Below are 18,131 nucleotides of genomic sequence, written 5' to 3'. Positions count from 1 at the left end.
ATGACCAATCGCAGATCACGCGCAATTTAGTGGATCCACATATTCTGCGCCGGATTGGCATCGATGTGTCGGGGGGTGACGGCACGAGGAAGCCGCGGATCAGCGATATGACCTCATCAAGGTTGGTCTCGAGCAGCCGAGCAGCCGATGGCCGCAGTCGAGCAAGTGAAGCTCGGCGGCGGGCAAATCGCGCAGGTCGGCTCGCGCCGATTGCTCGGGCTTGTAGCGGTCGCGCGCCCCCTGTCTGAATGCATTCGCGTGCGGCGCGATGGCGATCGTTCCGCTAGGCGCCGATGATCCGCAGCCATATGCAAGCCTTGCAGGATTCGCGAATCCGAATTTAACGGGAATGGCACAGCATTGACCGCAGCGGCACGCCAGACGACCGCCAAGGGCCGCCGACCGGCGCCTACCCTGCAAGCGGTGCGAAGTTGACGTGGTCTTGCGGTGTGAGATCGTGCGCCCTGCGGGTGCATTACATGAATAGATCATGAGTCCGCGCCGCCGGTAGCGCAGCCGCGCAGAAAGAAACGCACGTTGGCCGTAAGAGCCTTTATCAATTCATCCTCATCCAGCCCATGCATGTCGTAGGTAACGAGCGCCAGGAACTGGCGTGCGGCGCGGTCGGGGTCTTCAAGCTTCCGAGTGAGCAGGCGCTATTTAAACAATCCCGCCAACACGTAAATAACTGTGATGCTAACCTAAGCTAGCTTAAATAGGCCCGTCGCTCTCGGTCAGTGCCGTTCGCACCTGACACCACAAGCTTGGCCTCGGTTCCAACCGCCATGACGTGCTCCCCGCTTTGTCCCGCCTATAGGTTAGCCCTGTTCACGTTTTGGGCCGCTCCCCAATGCGCCCTCGGCTGGCGCTAGAGTTTTCCGGCCTTGGTCAGCAACACGGGCTGGCTGCGTGTGCCGATTTCATGAGCGCGGCCGGGACATTGTTCCCGATCGCGCCGTGTGGCCGTTGCTCATTATAGTCTCTGCGCCAAGCCTCCAACTTTTCCGCCGCATCCGCAAGGCTCAAGAACCAGTGGGCGTTCAAACATTCCGCCCGCAACCGCGCATTGAATGCCTCGATGAAGGCGTTGTCGATGGGCTTCCCCGGCCGCGAGAAGTCGAGCGTGACGCCGCGCTGGTAAGCCCACAGGTCCAGGTCGCGGGAGATGAACTCGGAGCCCTGATCAACACGGATCGTCTTCGGATAGCCGGTTCGTGCGCACACCCGCTCCAGCGTGGCAACGACGTCCTCGCCGCGATAGCTGAACCTGGCATCCAGCGCCGGCGCGTAGCGCGAGAACGTGTCGACCACCGTCAGCACCCGTAGCTTGCGACCGGTCGCAAGCTGGTCGTGCACGACGTCCATGGCCCACACATCGTTCGGGCCGACGGCGCGGTCCTCGCGCAGCTTCGCTTTCACCCGTCGCTTCGGCGTCTTGTTCCTCAGCTGCATGCCCAATTCCTTGTAAAGCCTGTAGGTCTTCTTCTGATTGATCGCCCATCCCTCCCGCCGCAGCAGGACATGCACGCGCCGGTAGCCGAAGCGCACACGGGTCTGGCAAATCTCCTTGATCCGCTGTTCCAGAGCGGCCTGGCCGGGCCGGCGCGACTTGTACCGGCAGGTCTTCGGGTCGAACCGGATCGCCGCACAGGCGCGGCGGATCGAGATCGCCCATTCGACACGCATCGCGTCCACCAGCGCTCTCTTCCGGCCAGGCCTCAGAGCTTTCGCTTGATGACGTCCTGCAGCATCTCCCGATCGAGCGTCAGGTCCGCCACGATCTTCTTCAGCCGGGCATTCTCCTGCTCAAGCTCGCGCAGCCGCTTCATCTCCGACGGCATCATGCCGGAATACTTCTTCTTCCAGTTGAAGTAGGTCGCCTGGCTGATCCCCGCCTTCCGGCAGATCTCCGCCACCGGCGTCCCGTCCTCGCCCTGCTTGATGATGAACGCCTTCTGCGCGTCCGTGAACTGCGATGCCTTCATCGCTTCCGCTCCCTCTCCCAGCCAGGAAAATGGCGCGGAAAACTCTAACCCCATTCGAGGGCATTTAACGGAAGCTGACCACTGCGATACGGCAATCCGGTTAGCAGGTTGGAGCCCGCCGGTGCGGAGCGGGGAAAACACGGTGCTTGTCAAGGTCATGCTCCTGTCGTGGCTGCAAGTAGCTTTGGGAACAGCGTCGCCAACTTCTCTAAGCTCGCGCTGGTACATCGGCGCTACTCCGAAGAGCATCCGCAGGCCGTAGGCCCTGGAAGTCTTCAAGGACATCGCTCGCTGATCGCACCTGCGCCTACACGGCGTGATGGAACCAAACACTCTCCTGGCCGCCATGAACACAAAGTTGCTCAAGGCCGGTTGACATAAGCTACCGATACGTCATGCTAAACACAAATATGAATCGAGTTCACATACATGAACAATGTCAAGTCTGCGGAGCGGGTGTTGGACCTCTTGGAATTGCTGTCGATGAACCAGCGGCCAATGCGCTTCAACGAGATTGCTGTGTCGCTCGGCTACCCAAAGAGCAGCCTCCATGGCTTATTGGCTACGCTCGTGAACAGAAGCTATGTCGTGCGCGATGATGGTGATCGATATGCCTTGGTCGACTCCTTCCGAGACGGCTTCAACTGGATCGGAGGGTTCGAAGCTGTACTTCGGCGTCATGCGATTCCCATCATGACCGCTGCTCGTGATGCGAGCGGTGAAACGGTGTTCTTGTCGATACGTGACGCTAACCACGATGCTAGGCTGGTCCACAAAGTGGTTAGCCGACAACCTATTCGGTATGACTCGGGAAATGAGGCCCTTCCAGGCTATGCCTCTGTGATGGGGCGTGTACTTCTGGCCTATGCGTCGCCAGAGGAAGTAGATGCCTACTTTGAACGGACCGAACTTCGCCGGTTTACGGATAAGACTCTGACTGAGGAGTCTGCAATTCGCCTCGTCTTGGAGGATATCCGGCAACGGGGCTACGGCATCATCGAAGAAGAGTACACGATCGGTGGTTGTGGCATAGCTGCGCCTGTGCGCGATCGTGCCGGGAGGGTCGTCGCCGTTCTGGATATTGCGACGGTTACACAGCGCTATGAGCTACGCAAGTCCGAGATGCTCGCATGCGTGCTAGCGGCAGCAACAGAGCTTAGCGCCAAACTGGGATACGCGCCCGACACGAACATAGGGGCTAAGAAATAATGGGGTATCGTGTTGGTGTGGATATTGGCGGCACCTTCGCTGACTTCTGTGCATTCCACGAAGAAAGTGGGCGGATTGAAACCGTCAAGGTACTTTCGACACCTGCGACGCCGGGCCGAGAAGTGGTCGAGGGGCTGCGCGTCCTGAAAGAGCGTCACGGCATCGCGCCCGGCGACATCAGCTATTTCACGCATGGCACGACCGTCGGCATCAACTCCATCATCATGCGCAGGGGCATCCGGCTGTGCCTTTTGACGACCGAGAACTTCATCGACGTTCTGGAACTCGCCAGACTGAAGATGCCTGATCCCTACCACCTGCTGTCGGCCAGGCAAGAGCCTCTGGTTACGCGCGATCGCGTCTTCGGCGTCCGCGAGCGTCTCCGCACCGATGGTAGCGTCGACACGCCGCTCGATCACGAGAGCCTGAAATCTGCGATCGACAAGGTGCGGGCCGTTGGCGGCGAGGGCGTCGTGATCTCCTTTCTCCATTCCTACCGCAATCCTGTTCACGAGGCCGAAGCCGCCGAAGCCGTGCAGCGCATGGCGCCCGACCTTCACGTCTACTGCTCGCACCGGGTCCGACCGATCATCCGCGAATACGAGCGCACCTCCACTGCCGTTATCCACGGCTACGTCCAGCCGCGCGTCGCGCGCTATCTCGGCGCGCTGCAGGAGGCGCTGCGAGGGATTGGCGTCGCGCCGGAGGCGATGGTCACCAAGTCGAACGGCGGCGTGATGTCGGCCGAACTCGGTAAGTCGGCGTGCGTCGACATGCTTCTTTCGGGAACGGCCGCCGGGGTGATGGGCGCGGCCTATGTGGCCAAGGCCGCCGGGGCGCAGAGGGTCCTCAGCCTCGATATCGGCGGGACGAGCGCTGACGTTGCCATCATCGAGGACGGCGAGCCCGGGTTCGGCGCCGCCGAGATCATCGGCGACTTTCCGCTTTTCGTGCCCACGGTTTCTGTCACCTCGATCGGCGAGGGCGGCGGCTCGATTGCGCGCGTCGACGGCGCGGGCATGTTGCGGGTTGGGCCGGAAAGTGCAGGCTCCACGCCCGGGCCGGCTGCATATGGCCGCGGCGGCAGCGAGCCGACCATCACCGACGCCTTTGTCGCCATGGGCTTGGTCGACCTCGGCTCGGTCGGCTACGGAATGGTGCAGATCGACCGCGAAAAAGCGGTCGCGGCGATCGCGCCGCTCGCTGCGGAACTCGACCGCAGCGTCGAAGAGACGGCCGAAGGTATCGTCGGCATCGCGGTCTCGGGCATGTATCGCGAGGTCAGCAAGCTGTGTTCGCGCCGCGGCGTCGGCGAATCTGAATTCAGCCTGCTCGCCTTCGGCGGGGGCGGGCCGATGATGGCCTGCTTCCTGGCTAGGCAACTGGGTATCAACGAGGTCATCGTGCCGCCGGCGCCGGGCGTGCTGTCCGCGCTTGGGGGACTGACCGCGGACGTCCGCAACGACTTCACCTCGACGGCCTACTACGACCTGGCAGAAGAGAACATCGAACGCATGCAGGCCGAGCTCGCCCAACTCGAGGAGCGCGCACGCTGCTGGATCGAGGAGGAGCAACGCTATCGCGGCGAGCCATCCTTCCTGCCCTCCGCCGAGATGCGCTATCGCGGCCAGAGCTTCGAGATCGAGGTCGCGCTCGATCCCGCGTCGATAGCATTGGGCGATCTCGCCGCGATCAGGGCGGCCTTCGACGCGGAGCACCTGCGTCTTTACGGGCATGCCGACGAGAAGGCCGCTATCCAGATCATCGCGCTTAACATGGTCGTCAAGGGACAGTCGGCCAAGCCGGTCCTACCGGTGGCGCCTCTCGATGAGCGGCAGGTCGCGCCGGAGAGAATGATCCAGGTTCATCTCGACGGGCAAAGCCGACAGATCGCCCTTTATCACCGGGAGCAGTTGACCGCGGGCGCCCGCTTCGAGTGCCCCTGCGTCATCGCCCAAAACGACACGACCACCATCGTGCCGGAGGGGTTCGCCGGCCGCGTGGACGCTTTCGCGAACCTGATCCTGACCCGCGGAGCCTGGAATGCGCATTGACCCCGTCACGCTCAAGGTTCTGGAGAACCATGCGCAGGCGGTCGCCGAAAGCATGGCCTACACGCTGTTCCGCACGGCCCATTCGACCTTCGTCAAGGAAACGGAGGACTTCACGACCGGGCTCGTCACTCCGCAGGGGACGACCTTTGCCAGCCCGCGCGATCTCGGTGCGACCTGGTTCATCGGCCTCGACTATGCCGGGGCTCTGTCGCTGATCGATGAATATGAGGAGGGCGACATCTGCGTGACCAACGATCCCTATAGCGGGTTCGTCTGCACGCATACGCCCGACCTGCACATCTGGAAGCCGATCTTCTGGGCGGGCGAGATCGTCGCCTTTGCGGTCGGCCACATTCACAATACCGACATGGGTGGCGCCGTCCCCGCCTCGTTGTCACGCGCCAATACCGAGGTCCATCAGGAGGGGATCCGGTTCAGGCCGACGAAGCTCTATAGCCACGGCGTCCTCAATCAGCAGCTTGTGGACACGATGATGCTGAATGTCCGGATGCCCGATCAGAACTGGGGTGACCTCAAGGCGCAGATCGCGGCCGTCAATACCGGCGAGCGCAAGATGCACGAGATGATCCGCAAGTTCGGGATCGATGTCGTGCGCGACGGCATTCAGGATTTGCTCGACGTCGGTGAGGCCCGTGCCCGCCAGGTGATCTCCGGCCTCGAGAACGGCGACTACCGCTTTGTCGACTATCTCGACGAGGACGGACCGTCCGGAATCCCAGCCCGGCTGGAACTCACCCTGCGTATCCGTGGGGATCGGGTGATTATGGACTTCACCGGGTCCGATCCGCAACTGCAGTCGGCGCTCAACATGCCGACGGGAGGCAACCCGCGGCACATCCTCTTGATGGTGGGCTACAATTACTGCCTCTACACGCTCGACCCCAGCATCCCGCTAAATGGCGGCATCCTGCGTGCGGCCGAATGCGTCGTGCCTACCGGCACCATCCTCAACCCGCAGGAGCCCGCGGCGGTCGGGATGCGCTCGCTGACCTGCAACCGTCTGCAGGGCGTCATCATGGGCGCCTTCCACGCAGCCGCGCCTGATCGTCTGCCGGTCGGCCCGGCCGGCGGCGGCGGCATCGTCAACGTCAAGACCGTCGACAACAGGACCGGCAAGATCGCCATGGCCTCGATCAACCCCGTAGTCGGCGGGGCCGGCGGCTCGGCGCTCGGCGACGGGTCGGACGGGTCGGGTGCCAATAGCGCCTTCCTGAAGAACACGCCGGTGGAGATCAACGAAGCCGAAGTGCCGATCAAGATACACCGATACGGGCTGGTGCGCGACAGTGGCGGCGCCGGACTTGCCCGGGGCGGCCTGGCGACCGTCCTGGAATTCGAGGTCTTCGCGCCGGATTCGGTGGTGACTGCACGCAACCGGGATCGGTCGATCTTCGCGGCCTGGGGCGGCAGCGGCGGCAAGGCCGGACAGACCTCCAGTTTCACGCGCTATACGGCAGACGGCGAGACCGTCGACCTCGGCAACACCGATGTCGTGGTTGTCCAGCCGGGCGATCTCGTCAATCTGACCTCTGGCGGTGGCGCCGGTTTCGGCGATCCGCTGTCGCGGCCGCCGGAGATCGTCCTGCGCGACGTGTGCCGGGGCACGGTCTCGGCCGAGGCGGCGGCGACCGAATATGGCGTGGTGATCTCGAACGGAGAGGTCGACGACGTCGCGACGCGGTCGTTGCGGGCGTCGCGCCGCCAGGCGGAAACGTCCGCAGTTTATTCCTACAATGAGAGCCGCATGGCCTTCGAGCGCATCTGGACGGATGCGAACTATGCGGAACTCAATCGTGCCTTGTCGCAGATTCCCCTCAACTGGCGGCATTTCGTCAAGCGCGGTGTCTTCAAGCAGGTGGCCGGCATGGCGCCCGAGCAACGCCGTGGCGATGGATCGGAAGTGCGAGTCGCGCTCGACCACCTGACCGGCCAGCTTCCCCAACTCGCGAGCTACTACGCCAGGGAGGCGGCTGAGTGATGCGGATCGCCTTCGACGATCAGGTCGTGTTCGTCACCGGTGCCGCCAGGGGCATCGGCGCGGCGATCGTTGCCGGCTTCCTCGATGCCGGAGCGAAGGTGACGGCGGCGGACATTCTAGAAGAGGAACTCGAGGCGTTGGCACGGCTCCATCCAGACAAGCCGCTGATCACCGCGGCGCTGGACCTTGCCGACGACAGGGCGGTGCGGAAAGCCGTCGGCAGCCTTGCGCCCGATGTCGTGATCCATGTCGCCGGCGGAGTCCGCGGCCAGTCGCCGCGCCCGATCGAAGAGGTCACCGACGACGACTGGATGGCGATCTACGACAGCAACGTCATGAGCGCCCTGCATGTGGTGCGAGCTGTCGTTCCCTCGATGAAGGCCAGGGGATCAGGTCGCATCGTCACCATATCGTCCGGCGCGGGCCTGCGTCCCAGCTTGACCGGTATCCAGTCCTATTGTTCGGCCAAGCACGGGCTGATCGGCCTCACGCGCCAACTCGCGCTCGAATTGGGCCCGCACGGTATCACCTGCAATTCGGTCGCCCCGGGTTTCCTGCGCACGAGTCCCGACTACGAGCGGCAGTGGCAGTCCTACGGCTCGGAGCGGCAGAAACGCATGCTCGAAGGAATCGCCATGCGCCGCCTCGGCGAGCCGGAGGACATCGCATCGGCAGTGCTGTTTCTCTCCTCCAGTCAGGCGAGCTGGATAACGGGTCAGGTTCTCCCGGTAACGGGGCACCCCTTCCCCTGAGATCCCTGAAGCAATCGAGGAAGTCATGTCGGACGAGAAAAATCCTTGGGAGTGGAGCGAGGCCGAATGGCGGAGCAAGGTCGACCGTGTGAGGGCAGGGCGAAGCTATCGCCCGGCTTCTTGGCCCGGCGGTGCGCGCTGCGCGGTGGCGCTTTCCTTTGATGTCGATCATGAGACCAACGAGCTTCGCGACGGGGGCAAGTCGATCGGCGCCATGAGCCGCGGCCAGTACGGCAACCGCCAGGGCATTCCGCGTATCATGTCGCTGCTTGGCCGTCACGACATCAAGGCGAGCTTCTACGTGCCGGCCGTCGTTGCCCAGCTCTATCCCGATGAGACACGCTGCTTTGCAGATAACGGTCATGAGGTCGGCATCCACGGCTGGATCCACGAGCGCAACTCGATCCTGCCGGCCGATGTCGAGCGGGACCTGCAGATGCGGTCGGCCGATTGTCTGGAGAAGATCGCCGGGGTGCGCCCGGTCGGCATCCGCACGCCCTCGTGGGATTTCTCGCATGTGACGCTCGAGATCACGCGCGACATGGGTCTGATCTACGACAGCTCGCTGATGGCCGATATCGACTGTCACGCATTGCTGCTCGACGGGGAGGACACCGGCGTCGTGGAACTCCCCGTCGAGTGGATCCGCGACGACGCTGTCTACTTCAACATAAACCGCTTCAGCGCCTTGCGGCCCTACACGCCGCCCGAAGCCGTGCTCGACATTTTCCGGCGGGAATTTGACGCGGCCCATGCCGAGGGCGGGATTTTCCAGCTGACCATGCACCCGCATGTCATCGGCTACCGCTCGCGCATGTGGATTCTGGAGGTGCTGATCGACCACATCCGGGACAGGGGCGGTGCGTGGTTCGCCACCCATGCCGACATTGTCAGGCACGCCCGCACCGCATCGCAGTGAACTGGCACAGCGGCTGAGCTGCGCCCAACAAGAAGAAACTACAATCAACATCCAGAGGAGGATTACGATGAGATTATCAGTGATGGCCCTGATAGCGGCGTTGGCCTTCGGCACGGCGTCAGTTGCACTGGCGCAGGATCGATATGTGCGTGCCAACAACAGCGCGTATGACACGCTTGATCCCCACACGGTCAACGACGTGGCGCGGGTCGCCACGCGTCTGAATTTCTATGACGGGCTCTACCGCTGGGTCGACAATCCGCCCGAGCTCATCCCTTGGCTGGCCACGAGCCACAAGATTTCCGAGGACGGATTGACCTGGACGTTCAAGCTGCGCGACGATGTCCCGTTCCACGACGGTTCCATGATGACGGCCGACGACGTCGTCTATTCGGTCGAGCGTATGCTGGCGCTTGGCCGCGGCGCCGGCGCGCTGTTCCTGCCGGTCCTGGAGCCAGGCTCCACGAAGGCAATTGATGAGCATACGGTCGAATTCACGCTGAAGGAGCCTTCGGCAATCTTCGGCGCGATGGTCTCCGACATCTACGTCGTCAATTCCGACGTGGTGAAAGAGAACGAGGTCGACGGCGACTGGGGCCAAGCCTACCTAATCGACCACATTGCCGGCACGGGCTCGTTCACGTTGAAGCGCTATGATCCCGCGATCGGATTCGTCGGCGAGCGTTTCGAGGACCACTTCGCCGGCTGGGGTGAAAAGTATTTCGACGAGATCGAATTCCGCACGGTCGTGGAGACCAACACCCGCATCCAAGGCCTGCTGCGCGGCGACTATCACGGGCTCGACGGGTATCTCGCGCCCGACCAGGTGAAGCGCCTGCGCGAGGCAGACAATGTGAAGATCATAGAAGAGGAATCGATGCGCGTCTTCCACTTCGCCATGCACAACGGGCGCGCACCGTTCGACGACATCAAATTCCGCAAGGCGATGGCCCACGCCTTCGACTATGACGGCTATATCAGCGCCATCATGCAGGACACGGTGTCGCGCAATCCGACCATCGTGCCCAACAATATGTGGGGCGCGCCTGATGTCCCAGGCTACAGCTATGATCTGGCGAAGGCTAAGGAATATCTGGATGCCTACAAGGCCGCGCATCCGGGCGAAGAGATCCGCACGCTGAAGATCGGCACCTTGGCGGGCTTCAGCGAGACCGAGCAGGCGGCCGCTCTCCTGCAGAACTCGCTCAACCAGCTTGGATTGAAAGTCGAAATTCAGAACGACCCGTGGCCGGTCGTCAGCAGCAACATGCAGAACCCCGACACCATGTACGACATGGTGCCGTACTGGAAGAGCACCTACTACGCTGATCCCAACAACTGGATTGGCGAGCAGTACGGCTCGCGCTACGCCCCGACCCGCAACGTCTCCAGCTACCACAATCCAGAGGCGGACGCGCTGATTGAGGAGGCACTCAAGACCACCGATCAGGAGAAGCGCAAAGAGCTCTACGAGGAGGCGACACGCATCGTCTATGAGGATGCCGCCGGCATCTGGATCTACAATACGAAGTGGTACGGACCGTACTCGAATAGGGTCGAAGGGGTTCGCTTCAGCCCGATCGGCAACGGTCAGGACATGCGCTGGGCGTATTTCGCCGACTGAACCTGGTTCGACAACGCCAACCGGTCTGCGGCTTTGACGCCGCAGACCAAGCCTGAGGTGTGTCATGCGACGACTGGAGATAGTCGTATCCCGGCTCGTCTGGTTTGTGCCGACTTTGCTCGGTCTGATCGTCGTGGTCTTTCTGATCGCCAATGTCGTTCCGACCGATCCCGCACGCATCATCGCCGGAGAGAACGCGACGGAGGCCCAACTCGCCCAGTTACGGGCGCAACTCGGCCTGGATGAGCCACTTTATGTGCAGTTCGCCATCTATCTGGGCGATCTGGTGACGGGCGACATGGGCCGGAGCCTCTACACGCAGCGCGAGATTTCCGATGATCTCATGCGCCGCCTTCCCGCTACGCTCGAATTGACCCTGGGTTCGATCCTGCTGGCTATCGTGATCGGCGTTCCGCTGGGTGTAGTCTCGGCCGTGCGGGCCAATAGCTGGGTCGATCAGCTCCTGCGCGTTCTGTCCGTCTCCGGTCTCGCCGTGGCCAGCTTCTGGTTCGCCATGGAGCTGCAGATGTTCTTCGCGACCCGGCTCGGCTGGATGCCGCTCAACGGTCGCATCTCAGGGTTCGGTCCCGAGCACGTCACCGGCTTCTTCGTGATCGACAGTATCCTGACGGGCGACTGGGAGAGTCTGCGCCTCACCCTGTGGCACATGACCCTGCCGGCCCTGACGCTCGCACTGCCCGCCGCGGCGACGCTGCTGCGCTTCACGCGGGCCGGCGTGCTGGAGGTGATCAACAGCAATTACGTCCTCTACGAGACAGCGATGGGCTTCCCGCGAGCGGTGGTGATCTGGAAATATGTTCTGCGCAATGCGTTGATATCGACGGTCACCCAGATCGGCCTGATCTTCGGCGCACTCTTTGCCGGCGCCGTGGTGGTGGAGGCGGTCTTTGACTGGCCGGGCCTCGGCAGTTACGCCGTCCAGTCGATCCTCCAGTCCGACACCAAGGCCATCCTGGGCTTCAGCCTGCTGGTCGGCATCGTCTTCATCGGCATCAACCTGATCGTCGACGTCGTCCATACCTTCATCGATCCGAGGATCGTCAAATGAAAGTCGTCCGGATACTCCTGTCGGACCGGGCCGCGACCTTCGGTTCCGCGATCATCTTGTTCCTGGTGTTGGTGGCCATCTTTGCGCCATGGCTGGCGCCCCATCCGGAGGACGTCAGCCAGTTTCACCTTACCAACAGACTTCAGCCGCCGAGCGCGGAGAACCTGTTCGGCACCGACCGGATGGGCAGCGACATCTTCAGCAGACTCATGTTCGGGGCGCGCATCACGATCATGATCGCGGTCGTTGCGGTGGGAACGGCCGTGATCATCGGCGTGCCGATCGGCCTGATAGCCGGCTACTACGGCGGCTTTCTCGGCGGTCTCCTGATGCGCAGCTCGGATGTGTTCCTGGCGGTGCCGCAGATCGTTCTGGCGATCGCCATCGCGCAGACGCTCGGGCCTTCGATCGAGAATGTGATCCTGGCCTTATCGCTCACCTACTGGCCGTTCTGGGCGCGGCTTGTCTATGCCGAGACGCGTGCCCTGAAGGCCCAGACCTTCGTCGAGGCGGCCCAGGCGCTCGGTGCCTCCGATTTCCGTGTGATGGTGATGCACATCCTGCCGAACACGGCCTCGGCGATCATCGTGCGAACATCGATCGGCATGGGCGCGACCATCCTGACGGCCGCCGCGCTCGGCTTTCTGGGCCTGGGGGCGCCGCCGCCTACCCCCGAATGGGGCAGGACCATCGCGGAATCGCGTGAGTTCCTACCGGACGCCTGGTGGTATGCCACCGCACCGGGCCTGGCCATCTTCATGGTCGTGATGGGCTTCAACCTTCTCGGCGACGGCCTGCGCGACATTCTCGACCCCAAGACGAGGCGAGGAACGAAATGACCGCAGACCTGCTATCTGTCGACGATCTCAGCCTCGGATTTCACGGCGACGACGGTTTCGCTCATGTCCTGGACGGCGTCAAGCTGTCGATGGCCGAGGGCGAGATCATGGGCCTGGTCGGCGAGAGCGGCTGCGGCAAGACGACTCTTGCCCAGTCAATCTTGGGCGTCCTTCCGCGCAACACGCTGGAGGTGCGTTCGGGCACGATCCGGTTCGGCGATGCCGACATGCTGTCCTCGGGCAAGGCGTACCGGAGGCGACAGGACAATGTCCGCGGCAGGGCGATCACCTTTGTCCCGCAGGACCCTTTCACTAGCCTCAATCCTGTGCTGTCGATCGGCGAGCAGATCGACGACCTGATGAAGTGGAAATCGCCGCTCATCGAGGAGGAGGTTCCTGGTGCCTGGCCATCGCTGTTGATGCCCTATTCGCGGTCGCGCAGGCGCCGGGACCGCGAGCTTGTCATGGAAATGTTGACGGCCGTCCAGCTTCCACAGCCGGCCCAGATCCTCAAGAAGTATCCGCACGAGGTCTCCGGCGGGCAGCGACAGCGCCTGATGATCGCCATGGCGCTGCTGCCGCAGCCGCAGCTCATCATAGCCGACGAGCCGACCACTGCGCTCGACGTCACTATCCAGGCACAGATTCTCGGCCTCATTCGACGGCTTGCCAACGAACGCGGCGTGGCCATCCTCCTTACGACGCACGATCTCGGTTCCGCCTATGAGATCTGTGACAGCATCACGGTCATGTATGCCGGCCAGGATGTCGAGACCGCGCCCGTCGACAGCTTCTTCAACGCGCCCGCGCATCCCTATACAGGTAAGCTGCTGGCCAGCCGCCCCGACAGGTCGGGAAGCATGACCGGCATACCTGGCGAACTGCCGAGCTTCTACGCGCCACCGCCGGGCTGCCGTTTTGCCCCGCGATGCGACCGCGCCACATCCGAATGCCAGACACGGCCGGCTCGTGAGCCGTTCGCGCCCGGGCATCTCGCGCGCTGCTATCACCCCTTGGTCGAACCTCGGCTCGAACCGTCGGAGGCCCGGCAATGACGGATCCCATCCTGTCCATCAGCGATCTCAATGTTCGCTTCCCGGTTCGCGGCGCATTCGGCCGCACGCGGGGCGAAATCAGGGCGCTCGACGACGTGTCCTTCGATGTGAAAAAGGGCGAAATCTTCAGCCTAGTCGGCGAAAGTGGCTGCGGCAAGTCCACGCTCGGCAAAACAGTCATGGGCATCCAGAACCCGACGTCCGGCGACATCGTTTTCGAAGGCAACAATGTCGCCGGTCAAAGCCCAAGCGCGGCCAGAGCGCAGCGCAGCCGCCTGCAATACGCCTACCAGGATCCGGGTGCCTCTCTCGATCCGCGTTGGCGGATCGGTCGCTCTCTCGAGGAACCGTGGGTCATCCATACGAAGCTCGGCCGAGACGAACGCCGCGCCAAGGTCAAGGAGATCCTGGCGGCCGTCGGCCTGCCGGCAGGACACCTCAATTTGTTTCCGCACGAGATCTCCGGCGGCCAGCAACGTCGCGTCGGCTTGGCCCGGATATTGATGCTTAATCCGAGGGTCGTCATCCTCGACGAGCCGACCGCGGGGCTCGACGTCTCGGTGCAGGCTACGGTGCTGGCGCTATTCCTCAGCCTGCGTGAGCAGTTCGACCTGACCTACATCTTCATCAGCCACGATCTCTCGGTCGTGCAGTCGATGTGCCACCGGGTCGCGGTCATGTATCTCGGCCGCATCGTCGAGATCGGCGAGACGGACGCATTGTTCCGCAATCCGCTCCACCCCTACACGCAGTCGCTGCTCGCGGCGATACCCCGCATCAACGGCCCGCGTGTGACGGAGAGCTTCTGGCTCGAGGGCGAGCCGCCCGATGCCAGTAAGCTTCCTAAGGGCTGCCGGTTCCAGGGCCGGTGTCCTTATGCGCAACCGATATGCCGCAAGGACGACCCCATGCTCAACGAGGACGGCGGACATCCGGCGGCATGTCATTTCGCCGGAAACCTGCCGGCTCGAAAGGAAATGGCGGAATGACCAAGACCGCGTTGATTACCGGTGGTGGAAGAGGCATCGGCAGAGGTTGTGCCCTCGAACTCGCAGCGCGCGGCGTCGACGTTGTACTCGTTGACCTGATCGCTGAAGATCTCGAGACCACCAAAGGTGAGATTGAGGCGCTTGGCCGGCGTGCCCTCGTGTTCGAGGCTGATGTCGCAGAGCACCGTCTCGCCGGGGAAATCGTCTCGCGGGTGATTAACGAATGGGGTCGGATCGACATCCTCTTTAACAATGCTGGTAAGTCGAATGCAAAATCGATCCTTGAGATCACGGAGAACGAATTTGATCGCACCATTGCGATCAACTTGAAAGGTGCGTTCAATTATATCCATGCTGCGGCACCTCACATGAAGCAGGCTGGTGGCGGACGCATAATTATCATGTCCTCCCTCAACGCCCATACGGGCGGGGTGACGAGCGCAGTCAGTCATTTCTCTTACACAGCCGCCAAAGCTGGCCTTCTCGGCATGACGCGAGCTCTGGCCAAGGAGTTGGCACCCGATATTTTGGTCAACGCCATCTGTCCGGGTGTTATCAAGACCGAACGCAGCAACGACATGATCCGGGCCAGAGAGGCTGAACTAGTGCGCGGAATTGCTGCAGGTCGCGTCGGCACCCCAGCCGATGTGGCGCAAGTAGTCGCATTTCTTGCGCTATCCGAGCCCTGCTTTCTTACAGGACAAGACATAAAGATTGACGGCTTCCAGTGGGTCACCTGACGTCGATGGAGCCGACCGGGATAGGCGCTGACACTCAGCGGCCCTGGCGATCGATCCTTATTGCGATTACCTGCATTCAAGCCATTCTTGCGCTGACGACTCGAGTGTTGCCACTTTTCGCCATACCACTGACAACGGCGGCAGGAGTCTCGGCAACGTCTGCCGGACAGATGGCCGCTGCGACCAGCTTTGGAAGCATGATCTTCTTCTTGTGGGGCCCCCGACTTGTTTCACGTCTGTCCTCCCTGAGACAACTGCAGGTCGGAGCATTGTTGAGCGGCTTAGCGGTGCTGCTTTGCCTCAATGGTGAATGGACAATCATACTAGTGGCAGCCTTTTTCATTGGATTGGGCTACGGGCCTTCGGCTCCTGCTGGTAGCGACATCCTTATGAGAGCAACGCCTGAACGTCGGCGTGGGCTGGCGTTCTCGATCAAGCAGGCGGGTGTGCCACTTGGAGGGCTTGTCGCTGGCCTTGCGCTGCCCATGATCGCAATAAATTTCGGACTCCCATTGGCGCTTTGGATCGCCGCGGGAACTGCGGCCGCCGGTGCGCTCGGCCTCGCCTTGTGGCGAGGAAATTTCGAAGAAGCGATGACCTATCAGAACGCAACTGGTCGCAGAAAGCTGGTGCCGTTGATCATGGCTCCTGCCGCAATGCTTGAGCTTGTTGCGACCGATGCCAAGGTGCGGAGGCTTGTGGCTGTGAGTTTTGGTCTCGGTTCTGCTCAAGGCATCCTTCTAGCGTATTTCCCGGTCCTGCTCGGTGAACAGAAGGGCTACTCGGTCGCTTCGGCCGGTGCTGCCTTCGCTGTGCTACAGATCGGCGGCATTGTCGGGCGCGTCTTCGCAGGTTGGTTGGCCGACTGGCTGCGTGGGGGGATCGCCATGCTCCTATGGCTATGCATCTCTTCGGGCTTCGCCATGCTTGCCCTCTCCGCGATCGGTCCGACCACGTCGGCAGTCGTCATCATCGCGATCTCTGCAATTGCGGGCGCTACCGTTATTTCCTGGAATGGCGTCTTCATGTCTGAGCTCGCACGGATATCGCCGGTCGGCAGAGTTGTCGAAATGACGTCGGCAGCCACATTCGTACTGTTCGCCGGATATGTCGCCAGCCCCTTGATTGCCCAGTGGATTTTTTCGGTTGCCGGCTATGGATTCGGTCTGGCTGTCGCAGCCGCTATGCCATTTGCCGCCGCGCTTTTGCTGATCGTCGCTTCACCATTCACTAATTCTGAGAGGAAGGCTTGATGAACAATTTTTCCACCACCCAGATGGTGCGTAAGGAAGTAATTCCGACTGCTGGTGGGGTCGTAGCAGCTCAGCACAAGCTCGCCGCGATCGCAGGCGCTGAAGTTCTGCGAGCTGGCGGTGATGCAGTAGATGCCGCAATCGCAACTTCTTTTGCCATCGGTGTCGTTGAGCCATGGATGAGCGGGCCCCTGGGTGGTGGTATGATGATGGTCTGGCGGGCGAACGAAGGCCAGGCACATACAGTGCAATTCGGTATGCGCGCTCCATCAGGTCTGAGACTGGAGGACTATCCTCTGGATCCCAGTGGGAAGGCGTCGGACCTTTTCCCTTGGACGAAAGTCAAAGATGACTGCAACATTTTCGGTGGCACGGCTGTTGCGGTGCCGGGGACCGTCGATGGTATGTCTGTAGCACATGCGCACTTCGGCAGAATGCCTTGGCGCGAGCTTCTTCAGCCTGGCATTGCTCTTGCTCGAAAAGGCATGTTGATCGATTGGTACGCGTCGCTCATCATTGCATCAGCAACACGCCAACTCTCACGCGACCCAGATGCGGCCGACCTCTTCCTCATCGACGGGAAGTGGCCAAACGTTTCTGGCTGGACCACCCTGTCGCAGGCGAGGCTCAATCAGGAAAGGATGGCTGATACGCTAGACCGACTTGCTCAAGCTGGCGGCCGTGACTTCTATGATGGCGATGTCGCAGCTGCTATGGTGAAAGACCTCAACGCCAAAGGCAGCCGCATCGAACGCGATGATTTCGCACGGTATCGTGCTGGCTTTATCCCAACGATCTCCTCCACTTACCGGGGTGGGACGGTGCATGCGCCAGGCGGTCTTTCGGCGGGTCCAGACCTTGCTTATACGCTTAGCCTAATGGAAAATGGTTTCTCGCCCGGCGGTGAGCCGGATGCGAAAAGCTATTCGGTGTTGGCAGATAGTCTGACGAAGGCTTATCGAAGACGTTTCGCAAATGCCGGAGATACAGCTCATCCCGCAAACGCACCGACGTCGACTACCCATTTCAGCGTTGTCGATCGGCACGGAAACATGGTGGCGGTCACGCAGACTTTGCTCTCGATCTTTGGCTCGCACATCGTGTCTCCATCGACGGGGTTCCTCGCTAACAACGGCATCATGTGGTTTGACCCGGAGCCTGGCAAAGTCAATTCTCTGATGCCGGGCAAGCAGTGTCTCATGAATGTCTGCCCCACTATCGGCGAGAAGAACGGACGACGTTTTGCGATCGGTGCGTCGGGGGGGCGGAAGATCATGCCTGCCGTCGCCAACTTGCTGTCGTTCCTCATGGACTACGATATGAGCCTCGAAGATGCCTTCCACCATCCACGGATTGACAACTCGGGTGCAGGATTAGTTGTTGCCGACGAAAATCTGCCCGTCGATGTGCTGGAAGAGTTGGCGCGCCAATGTCCGATGCAGACTGCAAAGCGGAGCGTCTTTCCGTACGCTTTTGCGGTACCGGCGGGCGTGATGCGAGAAGGCGTCTCGAATAGCGGCTGTACAGAGATCATGACACCTTGGGGCGATGCTGCCCATGAGATGTCTTAACGGGTAAGGATCGTCACCAGGATGCGGGTTTCCACAGTGTCCAGACTGTCACCGCTTTCTCTGGAAGACAGTC

The 18,131-nt window shown here is 61.7% G+C and carries 14 protein-coding genes and 1 pseudogene; 13 read left to right on the top strand and 2 right to left on the bottom strand.

The features are described 5' to 3' along the window. Positions 1 to 85: 85 nt before the first annotated feature. Positions 86 to 240: pseudogene (locus tag PVE73_RS24475) on the bottom strand (alpha/beta hydrolase); the annotation flags it as partial. 648 nt (positions 241 to 888) lie between these two features. Next, positions 889 to 1,985 (bottom strand): IS3 family transposase gene (locus PVE73_RS24470; protein ID WP_277364732.1). Its coding sequence is split into 2 segments (ribosomal slippage): positions 889 to 1,724 and positions 1,724 to 1,985, totalling 1,098 coding nucleotides; the frame shifts between segments, so codons are not numbered across the junction. Between the two features lie 429 nt (positions 1,986 to 2,414). On the opposite strand from PVE73_RS24470, the gene PVE73_RS24465 reads away from it, so the two are divergent. The 13 genes from PVE73_RS24465 to PVE73_RS24405 all read left to right on the top strand — a co-directional run bounded on the left by PVE73_RS24465 (position 2,415) and on the right by PVE73_RS24405 (position 18,058). Continuing rightward, complete coding sequence (locus tag PVE73_RS24465) at positions 2,415 to 3,194, top strand: IclR family transcriptional regulator (protein WP_277364731.1); 780 nt, start codon at positions 2,415 to 2,417, stop codon at positions 3,192 to 3,194. Then, the gene (locus PVE73_RS24460) at positions 3,194 to 5,248 is read left to right on the top strand and encodes a hydantoinase/oxoprolinase family protein (RefSeq protein WP_277364730.1); all 2,055 of its coding nucleotides are present in this window, start codon (positions 3,194 to 3,196) and stop codon (positions 5,246 to 5,248) included. Before PVE73_RS24465 ends, PVE73_RS24460 begins: the two co-directional genes overlap by 1 nt. Continuing rightward, positions 5,238 to 7,247, top strand: a complete 2,010-nt coding sequence (locus PVE73_RS24455) for a hydantoinase B/oxoprolinase family protein (RefSeq protein ID WP_277364729.1) — start codon at positions 5,238 to 5,240, stop codon at positions 7,245 to 7,247. Before PVE73_RS24460 ends, PVE73_RS24455 begins: the two co-directional genes overlap by 11 nt. Further along, complete coding sequence (locus PVE73_RS24450) at positions 7,247 to 7,999, top strand: SDR family NAD(P)-dependent oxidoreductase (protein WP_277367567.1); 753 nt, start codon at positions 7,247 to 7,249, stop codon at positions 7,997 to 7,999. The genes PVE73_RS24455 and PVE73_RS24450 overlap by 1 nt, the downstream gene beginning before the upstream one ends. Before the next feature lie 25 nt (positions 8,000 to 8,024). Then, a complete protein-coding gene (locus tag PVE73_RS24445) occupies positions 8,025 to 8,918 on the top strand; it encodes a polysaccharide deacetylase (protein WP_277364728.1) in 894 nt (297 codons plus the stop codon). 67 nt (positions 8,919 to 8,985) lie between these two features. After that, positions 8,986 to 10,542, top strand: coding sequence for an ABC transporter substrate-binding protein (locus PVE73_RS24440; protein ID WP_277364727.1), 1,557 nt, complete (start codon positions 8,986 to 8,988; stop codon positions 10,540 to 10,542). Positions 10,543 to 10,606: 64 nt separating this feature from the next. Beyond that, positions 10,607 to 11,611: an ABC transporter permease gene (locus PVE73_RS24435; RefSeq protein WP_277364726.1), complete on the top strand. Its 1,005-nt coding sequence runs from the start codon at positions 10,607 to 10,609 to the stop codon at positions 11,609 to 11,611. Next, entirely contained in the window at positions 11,608 to 12,450 is an 843-nt protein-coding gene (locus PVE73_RS24430) for an ABC transporter permease (RefSeq protein ID WP_277364725.1), read from the top strand. The genes PVE73_RS24435 and PVE73_RS24430 overlap by 4 nt, the downstream gene beginning before the upstream one ends. Further along, positions 12,447 to 13,505 (top strand): ABC transporter ATP-binding protein, encoded by a 1,059-nt coding sequence (locus PVE73_RS24425; RefSeq protein WP_277364724.1) that lies wholly within the window; start codon positions 12,447 to 12,449, stop codon positions 13,503 to 13,505. The genes PVE73_RS24430 and PVE73_RS24425 overlap by 4 nt, the downstream gene beginning before the upstream one ends. Then, positions 13,502 to 14,494 carry an oligopeptide/dipeptide ABC transporter ATP-binding protein gene (locus tag PVE73_RS24420; RefSeq protein WP_277364723.1) on the top strand — a complete coding sequence of 331 codons (993 nt, stop codon included), beginning with the start codon at positions 13,502 to 13,504 and terminating at the stop codon, positions 14,492 to 14,494. The genes PVE73_RS24425 and PVE73_RS24420 overlap by 4 nt, the downstream gene beginning before the upstream one ends. Continuing rightward, complete coding sequence (locus PVE73_RS24415) at positions 14,491 to 15,234, top strand: SDR family NAD(P)-dependent oxidoreductase (RefSeq protein WP_277364722.1); 744 nt, start codon at positions 14,491 to 14,493, stop codon at positions 15,232 to 15,234. The genes PVE73_RS24420 and PVE73_RS24415 overlap by 4 nt, the downstream gene beginning before the upstream one ends. A gap of 5 nt (positions 15,235 to 15,239) precedes the next feature. Further along, the gene (locus tag PVE73_RS24410; protein ID WP_277364721.1) at positions 15,240 to 16,487 is read left to right on the top strand and encodes an MFS transporter; all 1,248 of its coding nucleotides are present in this window, start codon (positions 15,240 to 15,242) and stop codon (positions 16,485 to 16,487) included. Beyond that, positions 16,487 to 18,058, top strand: a complete 1,572-nt coding sequence (locus PVE73_RS24405) for a gamma-glutamyltransferase (RefSeq protein ID WP_277364720.1) — start codon at positions 16,487 to 16,489, stop codon at positions 18,056 to 18,058. The genes PVE73_RS24410 and PVE73_RS24405 overlap by 1 nt, the downstream gene beginning before the upstream one ends. Positions 18,059 to 18,131: the final 73 nt, after the last annotated feature.

This window comes from Chelativorans sp. AA-79 (assembly GCF_029457495.1).
Classification (GTDB): domain Bacteria; phylum Pseudomonadota; class Alphaproteobacteria; order Rhizobiales; family Rhizobiaceae; genus Chelativorans.
This window is presented reverse-complemented; position numbering and strand designations above follow the sequence as displayed.

Excerpts from the sequence above, each read along its gene's own strand:
- PVE73_RS24465 (WP_277364731.1), top strand. The coding sequence starts at position 2,415 with ATGAACAATGTCAAGTCTGCGGAGCGGGTGTTGGACCTCTTGGAATTG.
- PVE73_RS24460 (WP_277364730.1), top strand. The coding sequence starts at position 3,194 with ATGGGGTATCGTGTTGGTGTGGATATTGGCGGCACCTTCGCTGACTTC.
- PVE73_RS24455 (WP_277364729.1), top strand. The coding sequence starts at position 5,238 with ATGCGCATTGACCCCGTCACGCTCAAGGTTCTGGAGAACCATGCGCAG.
- PVE73_RS24450 (WP_277367567.1), top strand. The coding sequence starts at position 7,247 with ATGCGGATCGCCTTCGACGATCAGGTCGTGTTCGTCACCGGTGCCGCC.
- PVE73_RS24445 (WP_277364728.1), top strand. The coding sequence starts at position 8,025 with ATGTCGGACGAGAAAAATCCTTGGGAGTGGAGCGAGGCCGAATGGCGG.
- PVE73_RS24440 (WP_277364727.1), top strand. The coding sequence starts at position 8,986 with ATGAGATTATCAGTGATGGCCCTGATAGCGGCGTTGGCCTTCGGCACG.
- PVE73_RS24435 (WP_277364726.1), top strand. The coding sequence starts at position 10,607 with ATGCGACGACTGGAGATAGTCGTATCCCGGCTCGTCTGGTTTGTGCCG.
- PVE73_RS24430 (WP_277364725.1), top strand. The coding sequence starts at position 11,608 with ATGAAAGTCGTCCGGATACTCCTGTCGGACCGGGCCGCGACCTTCGGT.
- PVE73_RS24425 (WP_277364724.1), top strand. The coding sequence starts at position 12,447 with ATGACCGCAGACCTGCTATCTGTCGACGATCTCAGCCTCGGATTTCAC.
- PVE73_RS24420 (WP_277364723.1), top strand. The coding sequence starts at position 13,502 with ATGACGGATCCCATCCTGTCCATCAGCGATCTCAATGTTCGCTTCCCG.
- PVE73_RS24415 (WP_277364722.1), top strand. The coding sequence starts at position 14,491 with ATGACCAAGACCGCGTTGATTACCGGTGGTGGAAGAGGCATCGGCAGA.
- PVE73_RS24410 (WP_277364721.1), top strand. The coding sequence starts at position 15,240 with ATGGAGCCGACCGGGATAGGCGCTGACACTCAGCGGCCCTGGCGATCG.
- PVE73_RS24405 (WP_277364720.1), top strand. The coding sequence starts at position 16,487 with ATGAACAATTTTTCCACCACCCAGATGGTGCGTAAGGAAGTAATTCCG.